Genomic DNA, 15,128 nt, shown 5'->3' on the forward strand with positions numbered 1-15,128 from the left:
AACATATTACGTCAAAGTGTTCAAGGCGGTCAATGCCCAATCCTCGAACGGATTCGTATTCTCGGTTACGCCAACATATTTCGGTCGGCGCCGAGTTCCCGGCCGAATCCGGGTGGAATGACCAGGTCGTCCGGAGTCAGCTCGTGCACACTGCTGCGGCCCAGACCGCGCAGCGCGGAATCGATGCCGCTGCTGAGAATGTCGAGCACATTCTCGACACCCGGCTGACCCGCGCTGGCCAGACCCCAGAGGTATGCCCGCCCGATCATGACCGCGCGGGCGCCGAGCGCGAGCGCCTTCACCACATCGCTGCCGCGCCGGATACCGCCGTCGAGCACCACTTCGATCTGGTCGCCCACCGCCGCGGCGACCGCGGGCAGCGCTCGAATCGAGGCGGGTGTCGTATCGAGATTATTGCCGCCGTGATTGGAGACCGAGATCGCCGCCGCGCCCGTATCGACCGCGCGCTTGGCATCGTCGACGCGCATGACGCCCTTGAGAAGTACCGGGCCCGACCACTGTTCGACCAGCCACCGAATATCGTCCCAGGTGGGCGGAGTGGTCTGCATCCATTCCCCGTAGGCCTCGAAGAAGGTCGGCGAGGGTTGGCCGGGGATGCCCATATTGGGGACCGTGAGATCGGGGATGCGACCGGATCTGACGAAGGTCGACAGCCAGCGCGGATGGGTGAGCGCCTGCGGACCGTAGTGGATGAGAGCCTTGAGGTCGACCCGTTCCGGGATGGCCGGACTTCCCCAATCGCGGCCGTGGCTGAACGACCAGTCCAGCGTGACGATCAGGCCGACAACCCCGGCGGCCTTCGCGCGTTCCATCCGCTGCAGCAACTGGTCCTTGTCGCCGGACCAGTAGATCTGCAGCAGGGTACGGGGATTCGCGGCGGCGACCTCCTCCACGGATTTGCCCGCGAACGAACTCAGCCCCACCAGGGTGCCGCGGGCGGCCGCCGCCCGTGCGACGGCCACCTCGCCATCGGGGTGAATCGCCTGCGCACCGACCGGAGAGATGATGACCGGCAGGGAGATTCGCTGTCCGAGCACGGTGGTGGACAGGTCCCGATGCTCGGTCTGACCGACCAGATGCGGTGCGAAACCGAGCTCGCCGAAGGCCGCGATATTGTCCCGCAGGGTGATTCCGGATTCCGAGCCGGCGATCAGTGCGCCGTACACCGATTTCGGCAGGCGGCGTTCGGCTCGGCGTTGCGCCTCGGCCACTGTCTCGAACCAGAGGTTGGCCATTACTTGGATCCCTTCATTGTCGAATGTGCGGCCGATTGTGCTGTCGCAGCGCCGATTCGGCGGGGCGTTCGAGCGAGGGTCGGCCGGAGCGGCACGGTGGTGCGGTATCGGAGGCAACCCGCCCAGACGCCCGCGCCGTAGGCGGCGTGGTCGGCGAGCTGCCCGAGTACGAAGCGAATCGGGTCCAGCCTCGGTCGACGCTGGAAATACGTGGTCAGTGGGGCGCCCAGGAGCAGTGATGCGACGGCCGCACTGCTCAGCCGGCGTTGTACCGGACTGTCTGGACCGCGGAGTAGCAGTGCGGCCAGAACGGGTCCGGCAAACTGAATCATGAAGCGTCCCAGGCCGAGCCAGGCCTGCTGCAGGCCCGTTCCGGTGGTCGCGAGCGTGTCCGTGGCCGGCAGCCCGGCCCGCTGCAGCGCGCTTCGGGTTGCCCACAGCGACAGTCCGAAAGCTACGGCGGTCGGCGCCGGTCGTCCGGTGACTGCGGCGAGCACGGTGGCGGTGTGCCACGGATGCACCACCAGCGGAGCCAGGGCATACGGATGTCGTTGCGCCAGTGGCGCTGCCGAGGTTCCGTAGTGAAATCGCCTGGCCAGCAATTCCGGCCAGTGCTGCGGCTCCCGGTGATGCACCTGGACGGCCGGTTCGTAGCGGATGCGCAGACCTGCCTCGTGCAGCCGCCAGATCAGATCCACGTCCTCGCCGAAGCGCAGGCCCTCGTCGAATAGGCCGATGTCGCGCAACGCGTCTCGGCGCACGATGAGCGCGGCGCTGGGGACGTACGAGATGCGGGAACCCGGTAGTACGCGGCCCTCGGCGGCACCCATATCCAAGCTGCCCGCGACCTCGCCGTAGCGTCCGGCCGGCGTTGTCGAATCCAGGGTAAGGACGCGCGGAGCGACTGCTGCCACCAGCGGGTCGGCGAAATGCAGGGCGAGTTTCTCGATCCAGCCCGCGGTGGCGAGGCAGTCGCTGTCGAGAAACGCGACCAAGTCTGTGCTCACCGAGTCCAGACCGGTATTTCGGGCCGCGGCGGGGCCGCCGCAGCGCGAACGACGCACCACGGTGGCCGAATGGGTTTCGGCGATGTCCGCCAATGCATTTCGATCCTGCGAGCCATCGTCCACCACCACGGTCGGATACGCCCCGCCGAGTGACGCCAGGCATTGCCGCAGCATCACCGCCCGATCCTTGACCGGGATGACGACGGTCACGGAGTAGGCGGTGTCCGGTACCGGAGGTCGTGGATGCGCCAGGCCCACATCGGTGAGCCGGCGTGCCAGAGCTGCTCCGGCAGCGGAACGCACCGGGCCGCTGCATAATTCGGCCCACGCATTGCGTCCCCGCGGTGACAGCCGCAGCACTTTCACCGGCGATCCGCCGCGCAGGGTATCGGTGTCGACCTGCACGGTGTCGGCATCGATCGCAAGGCGAAAGCCGTGCGGCAGAACGGTATTCACAGCGCCAGCCCGCCGTCGACGGGCAGCACCGCGCCGGTGATGCCACTGGCGGCGGGGGAGGCGAGGAAGGCCAGCGCGGCCGCGATCTCCCGAGGGTCGAGCAGTCGCCCGATCGGCTGCTGTGCGGCAAAGGCCGTAGGGCCGGAGAGGTCGTAGAGCCGTGCGCTCTCGGCCAGAATCGGGGTATCGGTCGACCCCGGACTGACGGCATTGGCGGTGACGCCGGTGCCACCCAGCTCGACGGCCAGCGCCCGAATCAGCCCGGCCACACCCGCTTTGGCGGCACAGTAGGCCGCCAGCATCGGCAGCCCGCTGGTCGCGGCCGCGGAAGCGACGGCCAGAAAGCGCCCAGAACGCGGTTCCGGTTGCCGTAGCAGCGCCGGAATCACTGCCCGCGCAAGAGATATCACCCCACCGAGATTGACATCGAGCACGGCCTGCTCCTGCGCCTCCGGCATCTCCCACAGCGGAACACCACCGGCGATCACACCGGCGCAGGCAACTCCGGCGTCCATCCGCCCCCAGCGCCGCTGCGCCTCGTCCACGGCCGCCTGAAGGGCATCACAATCCCGAACGTCCGCGCGGTAGCGGTGAATCCGCCCCGAATCCCCGGCGAGCACACGACCCTGCGCGACCACGTCATCGAGATCGGCCTCCGTAGCCATCGGATACGGCAGCGCCGAATCGTCCGCCACGCAGTCAACCGCCAGCACCGACCACCCAGCCGCGATCAGCGCCATTGTCGTAGCCGCCCCGATACCGCGCGCCGCACCGGTCACCACCGCCACCCGCCCGCTCACGGCCACGCCGATTCACTGGACGCCGCAGCCGCGCTCGCAACAGCCGCGCTCGCAACAGCCGCGCTCGCAACAGCCACGCCCGCAACAGTCACGCTCGCGGGAGCCATACCCGCAACAGCCACGTTCGCGGGAGCCATACCCGCAACAGTCACGCTCGCGGGAGCCATACCCGCAACAGCCACGTTCGCGGCAGCCACGTTCGCGGCAGTCACGCTCGCAACAGCCACGCCCGCAACAGTCACGCTCACGGCGGCCATACCCGCCGCAGCTCCCCGTCGAGTTATGGCACCTCTGACTCGAGCGTGGTGGCGTGTCGTCGGGCGCTGCGCCAGAGCGGGCTTCGGAAGGCCCGCAGCGGTCGGGGCGCAGCGTGTACCGGGCTCGGTACGGCTGCTCGCGAGGTAGTCGGCCATATCGCGCGCGCCGGCGGTGACTGTTCGCGTCATCACGGCATTGCCGGTTCGAGCCAGGCACTGACGCTGTCGAGCAGTGCGGCGGTGAGGGTTTCGAGTAGGCGGCGGCCGGCCTCGGCTCCGGCGGCGGTCGGGTCGCCGAGAACGCCGGTCTCGGTGACGGCGCGCACGCCACCGGAACGCAGCAGAGGCATGATCTCGGGGAGCGGGCGTGGATCGCCGAGTACGGCGCGATCCATGTGCACGAGTTCGGGTTTCAGCGTCAGCATCAACGATGTCTCCTGGTGCCCGGCGTGCGGATCGCCTGCCCACCGCGGGCAGAACAGCTGGACGTCTCGCGATTCGGAGCGCAGCAGCCGGACCGCACGAGTGAGCGGTTCGTTGTTGCCGCCGTGCGCGGAGACCAGCAGGACCCGGTCGAACGTGTCGAAGGCCGAGCGGCACAGCTCCACGATGAGCAGTTCCAGGGCGGTCTGCCCGATCGAGAGGGTGCCGGGGAATCCGGCGTGCTCGCCTGAGGAGCCGTAGGGGAGTGCCGGTGCCACCAGGACGTCGTCGCGGGCGCTGCGGAGCCGTTCACACAGGGCCGCGGCGATATCGGTGTCGGTGGACATCGGCAGGTGCGGGCCGTGCTGCTCGGTCGATCCGATCGGAATCGCCAGCACCGAAGTGGTTGCGTGCAAGCCGATTTCGGGTGAGGTCAGCTCGGCGAGCAGAGCCATCATCGGCCGATCGGGACGGCGGGGGTGAATCCTGCCAGCGGGTTCTCATCGCAGGCGCGATCGGGGACGATGCGGTCCGGCGGTCCCCAGCCGAGCTGTACCGGAACGCTTTTGCGGGTGCGATGCGAGTGATCCAGCGACGGCTTCGGCCGATCTGGGATGGTCGGCATGGACAGTGCGGTGGCGCCGAAACCCTTGACGCACTCCGGATCCGGGCCGTCTAGGGGCAGTCCGGTGAAGAACTTCGCGGCCATGCATCCGCCCCGGCACGCATCGAAGGCCGAGCACGAGGTGCAGGCGCCGCCGGTCTGCGGCCCGCGCAGTTCGGTGAACAGATCCGAACTCTGCCAGACCTTTTCGAAGCCCCCGGCGTCGAGGACATTGCCCGCCAGGAAGTTCTCGTGGATGGCGAACGGGCAGGCGTACACATCACCGACCGGATCGATCAGGCAGACGACCCGGCCCGCGCCGCACAGGTTCAGTCCCGGCAGCGCTTCGCCGTACCCGGCCAGGTGGAAGAACGAATCGCCGGTCAGCACCTTTTCACCGTGTGCGAGCAGCCAATCGTAGAGTTCGCGCTGCTGTCCGGCGGTCGGATGCAGCTCGTCCCACACATCGGCGCCGCGGCCGGACGGGCGCAGCCGGGTGATGCGCAATTGAGCGTCGAATCGATCGGCGATGGCCTTGAACGCATCGAGTTGACCGATGTTCTGCCTGGTCATCACGACCGAGATCTTGAAATCGCGGAATCCGGCATCGGCCAGATTCTGCATGGCGCGCAGTGCGGTGGCATACGAACCCGCGCCGCGCACCGCGTCATTGATCTCGGCGGTCGCACCGTCGAGGGAGATCTGCACATCGACGTAATCGCTGCCCGCGAGGCGGCGCGCCACCTCCGGCGTGATCTTGATGCCATTGGTGGAGAACTTGACTCCGACGTGGTGCTGCGTGGCGTAGTCCACCAGTTCCCAGAAGTCGGGCCGCACCGTGGGTTCGCCGCCGCCGATATTGACGTAGAAGACCTGCATGCGTTCCAGCTCGTCGATGACGGCCTTGCACTGCTCGGTGCTCAGCTCGCGCGGATCGCGCCGCCCCGAACTCGACAGGCAGTGCACGCAGGACAGATTGCAGGCGTAGGTCAGTTCCCAGGTCAGGCAGATGGGGGCCGTGAGGCCGAATTGGAATTGATCGACGAGCGATCCGGCGGGGTCCGCAGCCAGGGTCATTGCTGTCGGCCTTTCATCATCGTGGGCAGATCATCGTCGAATCGGCCAGCGTGGCAAGCGCAGTGGCGTACGTGCGCAGCTGTTGCTCCGACACCCCGGCGGCCAGGCAGGCCGCGCGGGCGCTGGGCTCGGTATCGAGGCGGTCGACGACCCGCAGCAGGGTGGGGCTCTTCAAGAACGACAGTCGCCGGGTGCCGAAGTGATAGAGCAGCGCCCCGAATTGCTCCGGCCGGATCGACACCTTCGGGTGCAATCCCCAGGGGGCGTCCAGGTCGAAGCCCGGCGCCTCAGTAGACACCGCACATGCCATCGATCGAAACCTCTTCTACCAGAACCTCTTCGGCGATGACATCCGCAGCCGACTGTTCGAGGGAAGCGTGGGTGGATTCGTCGTTCATACGAACTCCTTCGAGCGCGGTGCCAATTTCGGCACTGTGTGACAGATATGGTTTCGGACATTAACGGCACCGTGTGACAGAATCAAGACCCCGGCCGAAAATGAGGACATTGGTGACTCCCGACGAGCAAGACCGCGCACCCGCGCGCCGCGGCCGACCGCTGGGAACGAGTCCGCGCGCGGTGGAGCTGATCGCGATTCGCCTGTTCACCGAACAGGGCTTCGAGGAGACGACGGTCGAGCAGATCGCCGCCGAGGCGGGCATCAGCCGCCGGACGTTCTTCCGCTACTTCGAGTCCAAATCGGCTGTGCTCTGGTACCAGTTCGACGGCGAGGTCGAGCGCTTGCGGCTGGCCTTCAGCCAGGTGCCCGACGAGGTCGAGCTCATGGACGCGATCCGCCAGGTGGTGGTCGCCGCCAATGTGTATCTCGCCCAGGACGCGCCCGAACTGCGCGCCCGCATGAATCTGCTCGGCACCGCGCCCGGGGCTCAGGCCAGCGCCGGACCCCACTACGACGCGTGGGAGCGGGCCGTCAGCGAATTCGCCGCCCGCCGTATGGGTCAGCCCGCGGACGGGCTGTACCCGCTGGCGATCGGGCGGGCCACCCTCGCCGTCTGCCGCGCGGCCTTCGATCGCTGGGTGATCAGTGCGGACAGCGACCTCACCGTGTATCTGGATCTCGCGCTGCGGGCCTTGAGCGCCGGGTTCGCTCCGGCCGCCGCCGAGGCCGGGGCGCAGCGGTAATCGCTGAGTGCGCTGACCCCGCTCGCGGCCGGTATCTTCATCGGCAGCGCGGTCACGCCCGTCATTCCGGACGGCGAGCGCACCACGGAGGGGCAGCTGTTCATGAAGTTCGGAAAACTACCTGCTCGGCCCGACGCTGTGCAGCTGAAGCTGTCGACCTATCTCGATTCCAGTGTGCTGCCGGATATTCCGGCCGAATTCGGTCATGAGCAGCTCGTCCCCGACTACGGGATGCTCGGCAACGACACCGTCGGCGACTGCGTGCTGGCGGGTGCGGCGCACGAGACCATGGTCTGGGCGGGGGAGGCCGGTCATACCGTCCAATTCGACACCGCCGCAGTGGAATCCGATTACTCGGCAATCACCGGCTACGATCCGAAGCGGCCGGAGACCGATGTCGGTACCGATGTGCAGGCCGCCGCGTCCTACCGCCGCCGCATCGGCGTCGTAGACTCCGCCGGTCAGCGCCATCGCGTGGGCGCATATGTGGCTCTCACTCCCGGCGACGCCGCCCAACTCGCCGCAGCCGCTTATATTTTCGGCGCTGCCGGGATGGGCTTCCAGTTCCCCGCCTATGCCATGCAGGAATTCAGCAATCGGAAGCCCTGGGATGTGCAGTCCGGCACGCCCGAAATTTCCGGCGGACACTATGTCCCGGTCGTGGCCCGGCGCGGCGGCCTCTTCTCCGTCATCACCTGGGGTCGAATTCAGGAAATGACCCCCGAGTTCTACGCCCGCTACTGCGACGAAGCCCTCGTATATCTCTCCACCGAACTCCTCACCGCCGGCCGCAGCCCCGAAGGCTTCGACCTCGCCGCTCTTCAAGCCGATTTGAAGGCTCTCACCAGCTGACGCCCGGACCGCCGCCCCGGCCTCGGCTCGACGCCGACCGGGGCGGCAGTGCGTCACAATCGTTGACCGCCAGGAGAGTTGGAGGTTGTGCACACGCGCGCCAGGTCACCGCTGGTGAACAAGAACTGTGCAACACTCAGCCATGTGCTTCTCGATGACCGCCGACCTGGTCGCCGGTACCGCGTTGCTGCCGGTCGCCGCACTGTCGCTGCGAGAGGTGAAACACTGGCGTGAGTTGCCGTTCGCATTGCTGCCGGCGATATTCGCGCTGCACCAGTACATCGAATCCATTGTCTGGGCGGGATTGAACGGCCACGTTTCGGCCGGACTCGAGCACGCGGCGGTATTCGCCTATCTCCTGATTGCGCTACCGCTGCTACCGACGCTCTTTCCGCTCTCGATATTGATGCTCGAACCGCGCGGAGCTCGTCTGCGCGTGGCACCTTTCGTCGTGCTCGGCGCGGTCGTCTCGACCTATTTCACGGTCGTCCTCATCACCGATCCGGTTGGCGTGACCTCGCATCCGTATTGCCTGGCCTATCAAACCGGCGCACAGAACATGCCTGTATGGGCCACCCTCTATGTTGTTGCCGTCATCGGACCGGCACTCATGTCCGGATACCCCTCGATCGTCGCGTTCGGGGTTCTCAACCTGATCGGCCTGGTCGTGGCCGCCGCGCTGTACGTCCAAGCCTTCGCATCACTGTGGTGTGTCTACGCGGCCATAATGTCGGTACTGGTGCTCGTGCACATGGTGCGCCGCCGCCGACTCCCCGATCCGCATCGCTACCACGGTCAGCCGCTGGTTCCCTTGAACCCTTGACGCCGACCTGTGCCCAGGCCGTCGCGCAGTAGATCGAACGCGTGGTCGGCGGCTCGGACCGCTTCAGGGTAGCGGTCCGCGGCCGACTCGCCCTCGACGAGGCGTCGGTGATTCAGGAAGGCGAGTTCCCGCTGCACCACGATCACCTGGGCGGCGATGAGGCGCGCGGTGAGCGGATCGAAATCCTTCTCGCGCAACGCATCAGCCAACGCATCCACCCCGCGTGAGGTGTAGCGCTGCAGCCGTGCCGCGAGAGTTTCGGTGCCGCTGATCAATTGGAGGAAGGCCATGATCTCGGGGTCGTCGTTCAGGCCGGAGTTCGGATCGCGCCGCCGTAGTGCGTCCAGTTGCGCTTCCCGCAGGGCATCGAGGGGCTGATCGGCCGGCCGGGCCCGGACCGTCCTCGCCGCTTCTTCTTCGTGGTCGGCGAACCGTTGCAGGACAAGGTCTTCCTTGGTCGGGAAGTACGCGAACAGGGTGCGCCGGGAGACCTCGGCCTCGCGCGCGATATCGGTGATGGAGACCTGATCGAACCCTGATTCGAGAAACATGCGGATCGCCGTGGCCGCGATCGTCTCGCGCAGGCGCACCTTCTTGCGTTCCCGCAATCCCATCGGTTCGGTCATGCGATGACTCTAGCGCATTAGTAGATCGAGTGTATTCTTGCATCGAGTCTACTTTGGAGGATGACGTGCAGACCGAAGTGATTGTGGTGGGAGCCGGTCCGACCGGGCTGATGCTGGCCAATGAACTCACCCTGGCCGGAGTGCCGGTCGTGGTGCTGGAAAAGCAGCGCACACGTAGTGCGCAGTCCTGGGCGGGCGGGCTGCAACCACGCACCGCGGAGGTGCTCGACCTGCGTGGATTATTGGATCCGCTCCTCGACCGCGCGCTGCACCGCGGTCAGTTCGGCGGCCACTTCGCCGGTCTCCCAGTCGAATTGGACTGCCGGTCGTGGCAGACCCGGCATCCGTATCCGGTCTCCCTTCCGCAAGCCCGGCTGGAGGCATTTCTCGAACAGCGCCTCGTCGACCGGGGTGTGCCGGTGCTGCGCGGATACGAGGTGTCGGCCATCGAACAGGATGCCGGTGGTGTCACCGTCGGCGATATGCACGGCAGCTATCTCGTCGCCTGCGACGGCGGGCACAGTGCGGTTCGCAAACTGCTGGGTGTCCCATTCCCCGGCACCGCGGGCACGATGTCCTCGGTGGTCGCGGACCTCACCCTCGCGTCCCGATCCGAGGCGGTCAGCAATTCGTCCGAACACTTCAGCCGGTACATCAAGCACGCTGCCGGATTCCTCGGAATCCTGCACCCCCTCGAGGGTGGTCTGTATCGGTTGATATTCGGCAAGCTCGGCAGCGCGGCGCCCGATCGCGAAACACCGGTCACCGCAGCGGAAGTCGACGAAGCGCTGCAGGCGGTATATGGCCCCGAGACGCGGTTGGGCGAGTTGCGCGAGGCATCCCGGTTCAGCGACGCCACCCGGCAGGTCGAGCGTTATCGGGAGGGGAGGGTGCTCTTCGCCGGGGACGCGGCGCACATCCACCTGCCGATCGGTGGCCAGGGCGTGAACCTCGGCATCCAGGACGCCGTCAATCTGGGCTGGAAACTCGCTGCGGCAGTGCGGGGTTGGGCGCCCGGCGGATTGCTCGACAGCTATCACACCGAGCGCCACCCGGTTGCCGCGCGGGTACTGCGCACCACCCGCGCACAGAGCGTGATCATGAACCCGCGCCAGGACGAAGACCTTGCCGCGGTCCGCGACATGTTCACCGATCTGCTCCGGCTGCCCGAATCCAATCACTTCATCTCAGGCCTGATGTCGGGCCTCGACATCCAGTACTCCGGAGTCGGCCCGCGCATGATCGACCTGGACCTGACCACTCCGGACGGCCCGACCAGGGTGAGCTGCCTACTGCATTCCGGTCGCGGCCTACTGCTCTCGCTCGACGACACCCCGAGATCGATCGACGGCTGGGCCGACCGGGTCGATCACGTCACGGCCAAGGCCGATACGGAATTCGATACTGTCCTGATCCGCCCCGACGGCTACATCGCCTGGTCTGCCGCCGACGATCAACCACTCGAAACCGCTCTCACCCGCTGGTTCGGCTGAGGCTCGGTTACTGCGCGGCGGGATGCAGGCCCGGGTTCTCGGGATGGATCTGCTCGATCCGATCGCGGGCGACGTACATGGACCAGTAGTGCTCGGCGAGGTCGTCGGGATCCACCACGGGGAACTCCGATTCCGTTGTGATCGAGTTCGATTCGGCGATCTCGCTGCGAGCGATGAAGGCGGCGATGGCCAGCGTGCCCGCATAGATGCCGGCCTCGGCCAGCTCACCGTGCAGCGAGTACACGTAGTTGCGCGCCGCCGCCATGACCGGGCCGAGTCCGCTGAGTTTCGGCAGCGGCTCCACGGCCGTGTAACCGTTGGTCAGCAGGAAAGCGCCGTCCCCGCGTTCGGTCCATTCGGGCAGCAGCGCGCGGACCACCTCGATCGGGGTGAGAAGTAGCAGCGGAACCAGGCCCGCGATGATCGTGGCATCGAGTTCGGCAGCGGGAGTGAAGGTTTGGTCGACGCCAATGGGTCCGTACTCGACGACGTCGATACGGCCGAAGCGCTGACGGATCTCCGCGATCAGTGCGGGCGCCTGCGCGGGGTCGGACAGATCGGCGGCGAAGGCGACCGCCTCGATGCCGTCGCCGGCCAGTTCCTCGGCGAGTGCTTCGAGGCGGTCCTTGCGCCGCGCTACGAGGGCGACTCGGAAACCTTCCTTCCCGAAACGCCGGGCGACCGACGCCCCGAGCCCGGTGCCCGCTCCGAAGACCGCAATCACTTTCGACATGAGAACCCCATTTCCTACTTTTTGTGCGGAGCATCAGAATGGGCCAGAATGGAGGTCCGTACAAAAGGCACATTCATGTCTGTGCCGGAGGGGAATGTGCGCAATGAAGGTCAAGCCCGGATCCGAGTCCGCAGCCGTCATCGGGCCGTGTGCCGGTCTCTCGGCCGAACGGCTGGTTTCCATTCGCCAGGTGCTCGACCGTGTCGGGGACAAGTGGAGTCTGCTGGTGATCGCCGTCCTGGAAGAGGGCCCGCTGCGCTACACCGACCTGCACCATGCGGTAACCGGTATCTCCCAGCGCATGCTGACCCTCACCCTGCGTCAGCTCACCCAGGACGGATTGATGACCAGAACCTCTCATCCGGAGGTGCCGCCGCGTGTGGAGTACGAACTCACCCCGCTGGGCCGAGGGCTGCTGGACATAGTCACCGCCCTGATCGAATGGACCTCCGACCATCACGACGAGATCCATCGCAATCGCACCCGCGTCGGCGAAACATCCTCGACGCCAACCAGATCGGACTGACCGGGCGCTTCCCGGGCTGCTGTGGAATGCGCACAACGCCAACGGGGGAGCGGAAGTCGAATACGCGGGGATTCGATGCCATAGGAATTGGGGGCGCGAATCCCGACATTTCTGAAATGATATCCTTTATCTTGCGAGGGCTGTCGAGTTGAAGGCTCGATCGCGGGTCCTCGAAAGGTTTGTCCTATGCGCTCTCTCAACATCGCTGCCGCAATGGTCTTCGGATCGGTGGTGTTGCTGGGCGGCCTCACGATGCCGGTGGCCGGCGCGGAAACCGAACCGGGGCAATCGGATTCCGGCAAGTCCTTGGTCGTCATGGGGGATTCGAACACCGCCAACGCCACCCTGGCCACCATGCAGGCCCAACCGGCCGGTGTGGCCTGCCCCCATCTGGCCACCTCCTGGCCGACCCAGCTGGCGCAGCGAATGGGACTGTCGCAGAACAACGATATCGCGGACGTGTCCTGCGTCGGCGCCTATCTGTACCGCCACGGCGACGACCCCTACTGGACGGCCCTGACCGAAGCGCGCCAGGCCGCCGCCGACGGCGCATTCGGACCCCGAACCCGAGCCGTACTACTCCAATTCGGTCTGAACGACGTCTGGGGCGCCGGCCACGCAGCACAGTCGGCCCTGGTCCCGTGCCTCCTGAACGTCCTGCACGGATGCAGCACGGCGGACGCGGCCTCCGACGACTTCCCCCCGACCCTTCTCGCCGGCCAGGACTACGCCGACCACCTCCGCGACATCATCACCTACATCCGCTACTACGCCCCGAACGCCCGAATAGTCCTAGTCGGCTACCAAGAACTACACACCCCCGGCGACCAATCGATCTGCATGGGCGTCCTAGGCGTCCCCTTCGGCATCCCCCACGCCGGCGCCGTAACCGACGTCTTCGACAGCGTCCAGCAGGCCCCCCGCACAGCCGCCGCCCTCCTCGGCGTCGACTACTTCGACGCCGCCGCAGTCACCGCAGGCCACGGCCTCTGCTCCCCCGACCCCTGGCTGAACGGAATCCTCACCCCAGGCTCCGACTTCTGGGGCCAACCCGGCCACCCCACCCTCCAGGGCGACACCGCGGTTTCCCAAGCCCTGCAACAGTTCCTGGCCTAGCCGGCGCTGCCAACGGGCGACGGCTGCCAAAGGGCGCTTACCGGCATCGTTCGCAGCCTCGGCGCGAACGGCAGTGCGTGGTCTGGACGTCGCGGCACTCGGCAATCGCGCGTTTCAGCGCTCAGTGGCCGAGTTCGGTACGTCGCCAACGCAACTCGCGCTCTACTTTGTGCATGGGCGATCCCGAGAACGGCAGGGTGGCGTAATCGACCGCTGCGGCAGCTCGGAGTGCGACAGTGCGCGCCGAAACCGCGGCTCGCTCGGAGAGTCCGATCTCTTCGGCGAACGCGGACCAGTCGCGGGAGCGTAACTTGCGGGTGCGGCCGGAGATCGGAAGCGCCATCGAGTCATCTCCGTAGACCAGCGTGCACGGGATGTCGAATATCGGTGCGATACCCCATTTTCCAGCGGGTGCCTCGACCACGCCGACGTTCTTCGCGTGCAGGTCACCGTTTCCGGTAAGCCAGGCAAAGAGAAACTGCAAGTAGAGGTTTCGGCGGGCCACTGCCGGAGCCTCGGCAATCTGCGCGAGTGCGTTGACCACGGTGACCGCATCGGGCTGATACTTCGACGCCGGAGGTAGGCCCAGCACCTGTGTTCCATCCTCGAACGCCAAGCGTCGCCACGACCGACCCTCGTGCACCCGATCGAACCGCCGCACCAGCAGACCGGTGTCGCCAATGCGGTCGGTCACCAGATTCGCCTCGGCGACAGGGATTTTCATCAACCTCGCCGCTTTCAGATGCACCGCTTCGTTCTCCACCAGATAGGGGTACTCCGGTTGCGATAGTTTGAGAATGAACCGCCCATACCGGGCCGAGAACGGCACACTGATCATCGACGCACTAGCCTTGCGCTGCACTCCGGGCAGCGCATGAGTGTCGATTTCGTCTACGAATCGCGCGAATTCGAGTTCAGCGGGCGAGTCTCCCTCGATCAATGACGGAGTATCGGTGAGCGGCTGATCGGCAGGGATGATCTGTACATCCCCGGGCACATCACTCCCCACCGCCAGCAGGAGGCTCAGTTCATCGTTGATGCTGGTTTTGACCGCACGGTGCAACACGGTGAGCCGATGCCCCTCGGGCAGAAGACCTTCGAAGAAGGGTGGTACCGCACCGGCGATGCTGCGCACCGGATCGGGGCCGAGTGGGAGCGTCGTGGCTACGGGCGTACCGCTGGTGAGGTAGTCGTTCGTGTAGCGAAATTCGGTCCCGCCCTCTGCTGTCCGCTCCAGAACAGCGGCGTGCCGACCGGCCTTGTACACATCCGCTCGGGCAACCCGACGAAGCCCCTCGAGATCCTTCAACCGACGACGCCCAGGGTGAGTCCGACCACGTCGGCCACGGCGGCGACAGTGGCGATACTGGTCGAGCCGCTACCGTGCTCGATCTCCCGGACCGTGCGAGTGGAGGTGCCCGCCAGCTCCGCCAACTGCTCCTGTGTCAGCCGATGCCGGCGGCGGGCCGCGTGAATGGCATCCCCGATGCTCGACGCCACGGTCACCGAATCACCTCCATGAAACGGCAGTATTCTGCCGATACTGTGCGGATTCAATCAGATTACCTGAAGCGATACGGAAATCAGCAGAATATCGCCGATTTTCCAAATATCACTCACGATACGGCGCCGTAGAAGCAAAATAGGCAGAATACCGCCGGTTTGGTCGGTGTTGCCGACCAGGTGGGACCAGGCGGTAATGAGTTCTCCGGGGTACTTGGAATCACCCGGCGGGACGGTAGGAACGAATACGGCCCTTGGCCAGGATACCTGGTCAAGGGCCGTATTATTGTGCGCCATCAGGGACTTGAACCCCGAACCCGCTGATTAAGAGTCAGCTGCTCTGCCAATTGAGCTAATGGCGCATGCTTGTGCATTGGGGTCTTTGCCTTGCGGCTTTGGCCTCTCTGCGGTGCGGAAGAAACATTAACAGGCT

The 15,128-nt window shown here is 66.1% G+C and carries 17 protein-coding genes and 1 tRNA gene; 6 read left to right on the forward strand and 12 right to left on the reverse strand.

Features of this window, described 5'->3' with window-relative positions; translation table 11 throughout:
- Positions 1 to 65: 65 nt before the first annotated feature.
- The 7 genes from mftD to mftA form a co-directional block, all read right to left on the reverse strand.
- On the reverse strand, positions 66 to 1,256 hold the full coding sequence (mftD, locus tag ABZX86_RS12695; RefSeq protein WP_355122961.1) for a pre-mycofactocin synthase MftD: 1,191 nt from the start codon (positions 1,254 to 1,256) through the stop codon (positions 66 to 68).
- A complete protein-coding gene (mftF, locus tag ABZX86_RS12700; RefSeq protein WP_355122963.1) occupies positions 1,256 to 2,719 on the reverse strand; it encodes a mycofactocin biosynthesis glycosyltransferase MftF in 1,464 nt (487 codons plus the stop codon). Before mftF ends, mftD begins: the two co-directional genes overlap by 1 nt.
- Positions 2,716 to 3,525, reverse strand: coding sequence for a mycofactocin-coupled SDR family oxidoreductase (locus ABZX86_RS12705; RefSeq protein WP_355122965.1), 810 nt, complete (start codon positions 3,523 to 3,525; stop codon positions 2,716 to 2,718). Before ABZX86_RS12705 ends, mftF begins: the two co-directional genes overlap by 4 nt.
- Positions 3,526 to 3,964: 439 nt before the next feature.
- Positions 3,965 to 4,657, reverse strand: a complete 693-nt coding sequence (mftE, locus tag ABZX86_RS12710; RefSeq protein WP_355122967.1) for a mycofactocin biosynthesis peptidyl-dipeptidase MftE — start codon at positions 4,655 to 4,657, stop codon at positions 3,965 to 3,967.
- Positions 4,654 to 5,880, reverse strand: coding sequence for a mycofactocin radical SAM maturase (mftC, locus tag ABZX86_RS12715; RefSeq protein ID WP_355122969.1), 1,227 nt, complete (start codon positions 5,878 to 5,880; stop codon positions 4,654 to 4,656). The genes mftE and mftC overlap by 4 nt, the downstream gene beginning before the upstream one ends.
- A gap of 16 nt (positions 5,881 to 5,896) precedes the next feature.
- Complete coding sequence (gene mftB / locus ABZX86_RS12720; protein ID WP_355122971.1) at positions 5,897 to 6,190, reverse strand: mycofactocin biosynthesis chaperone MftB; 294 nt, start codon at positions 6,188 to 6,190, stop codon at positions 5,897 to 5,899.
- Positions 6,168 to 6,278: a mycofactocin precursor MftA gene (gene mftA / locus ABZX86_RS12725; RefSeq protein ID WP_355122973.1), complete on the reverse strand. Its 111-nt coding sequence runs from the start codon at positions 6,276 to 6,278 to the stop codon at positions 6,168 to 6,170. The genes mftB and mftA overlap by 23 nt, the downstream gene beginning before the upstream one ends.
- 112 nt (positions 6,279 to 6,390) lie before the next feature.
- Between mftA and mftR the strand changes: the two genes are divergently transcribed.
- The 3 genes from mftR to ABZX86_RS12740 all read left to right on the forward strand — a co-directional run bounded on the left by mftR (position 6,391) and on the right by ABZX86_RS12740 (position 8,698).
- Positions 6,391 to 7,023, forward strand: coding sequence for a mycofactocin system transcriptional regulator (mftR, locus tag ABZX86_RS12730; protein ID WP_355122975.1), 633 nt, complete (start codon positions 6,391 to 6,393; stop codon positions 7,021 to 7,023).
- A 102-nt stretch (positions 7,024 to 7,125) separates the two neighbouring features.
- Positions 7,126 to 7,875: a hypothetical protein gene (locus tag ABZX86_RS12735; RefSeq protein ID WP_355122976.1), complete on the forward strand. Its 750-nt coding sequence runs from the start codon at positions 7,126 to 7,128 to the stop codon at positions 7,873 to 7,875.
- Positions 7,876 to 8,029: 154 nt separating this feature from the next.
- Positions 8,030 to 8,698 (forward strand): DUF6629 family protein, encoded by a 669-nt coding sequence (locus ABZX86_RS12740; RefSeq protein ID WP_355122978.1) that lies wholly within the window; start codon positions 8,030 to 8,032, stop codon positions 8,696 to 8,698.
- Here the strand turns inward: ABZX86_RS12740 and ABZX86_RS12745 are convergent.
- Positions 8,671 to 9,324, reverse strand: a complete 654-nt coding sequence (locus ABZX86_RS12745; RefSeq protein WP_355122980.1) for a TetR family transcriptional regulator — start codon at positions 9,322 to 9,324, stop codon at positions 8,671 to 8,673. The genes ABZX86_RS12740 and ABZX86_RS12745 overlap by 28 nt on opposite strands.
- A gap of 65 nt (positions 9,325 to 9,389) precedes the next feature.
- Between ABZX86_RS12745 and ABZX86_RS12750 the strand changes: the two genes are divergently transcribed.
- Complete coding sequence (locus tag ABZX86_RS12750; RefSeq protein ID WP_355122982.1) at positions 9,390 to 10,817, forward strand: FAD-dependent monooxygenase; 1,428 nt, start codon at positions 9,390 to 9,392, stop codon at positions 10,815 to 10,817.
- A 7-nt stretch (positions 10,818 to 10,824) separates the two neighbouring features.
- On the opposite strand, the gene ABZX86_RS12755 is transcribed toward ABZX86_RS12750, so the two are convergent.
- On the reverse strand, positions 10,825 to 11,550 hold the full coding sequence (locus ABZX86_RS12755) for an SDR family NAD(P)-dependent oxidoreductase (protein ID WP_355122984.1): 726 nt from the start codon (positions 11,548 to 11,550) through the stop codon (positions 10,825 to 10,827).
- 103 nt (positions 11,551 to 11,653) lie between these two features.
- Here ABZX86_RS12755 and ABZX86_RS12760 point away from each other — a divergent pair, with 103 nt between their 5' ends.
- Complete coding sequence (locus ABZX86_RS12760; RefSeq protein ID WP_355122986.1) at positions 11,654 to 12,076, forward strand: helix-turn-helix domain-containing protein; 423 nt, start codon at positions 11,654 to 11,656, stop codon at positions 12,074 to 12,076.
- Positions 12,077 to 12,262: 186 nt separating this feature from the next.
- Positions 12,263 to 13,192 carry an SGNH/GDSL hydrolase family protein gene (locus ABZX86_RS12765; protein WP_355122988.1) on the forward strand — a complete coding sequence of 310 codons (930 nt, stop codon included), beginning with the start codon at positions 12,263 to 12,265 and terminating at the stop codon, positions 13,190 to 13,192.
- A gap of 121 nt (positions 13,193 to 13,313) precedes the next feature.
- On the opposite strand, the gene ABZX86_RS12770 is transcribed toward ABZX86_RS12765, so the two are convergent.
- From ABZX86_RS12770 to ABZX86_RS12780, 3 genes are all read right to left on the reverse strand, one after another.
- Positions 13,314 to 14,459 carry a HipA domain-containing protein gene (locus tag ABZX86_RS12770; RefSeq protein ID WP_355122990.1) on the reverse strand — a complete coding sequence of 382 codons (1,146 nt, stop codon included), beginning with the start codon at positions 14,457 to 14,459 and terminating at the stop codon, positions 13,314 to 13,316.
- Positions 14,460 to 14,497: 38 nt separating this feature from the next.
- On the reverse strand, positions 14,498 to 14,698 hold the full coding sequence (locus tag ABZX86_RS12775) for a helix-turn-helix domain-containing protein (RefSeq protein WP_355122992.1): 201 nt from the start codon (positions 14,696 to 14,698) through the stop codon (positions 14,498 to 14,500).
- A 286-nt stretch (positions 14,699 to 14,984) separates the two neighbouring features.
- Positions 14,985 to 15,057 (reverse strand) — tRNA-Lys (locus ABZX86_RS12780).
- Positions 15,058 to 15,128 lie beyond the last annotated feature (71 nt).

This window comes from Nocardia sp. NPDC006630 (assembly GCF_040611495.1).
GTDB lineage: Bacteria > Actinomycetota > Actinomycetes > Mycobacteriales > Mycobacteriaceae > Nocardia.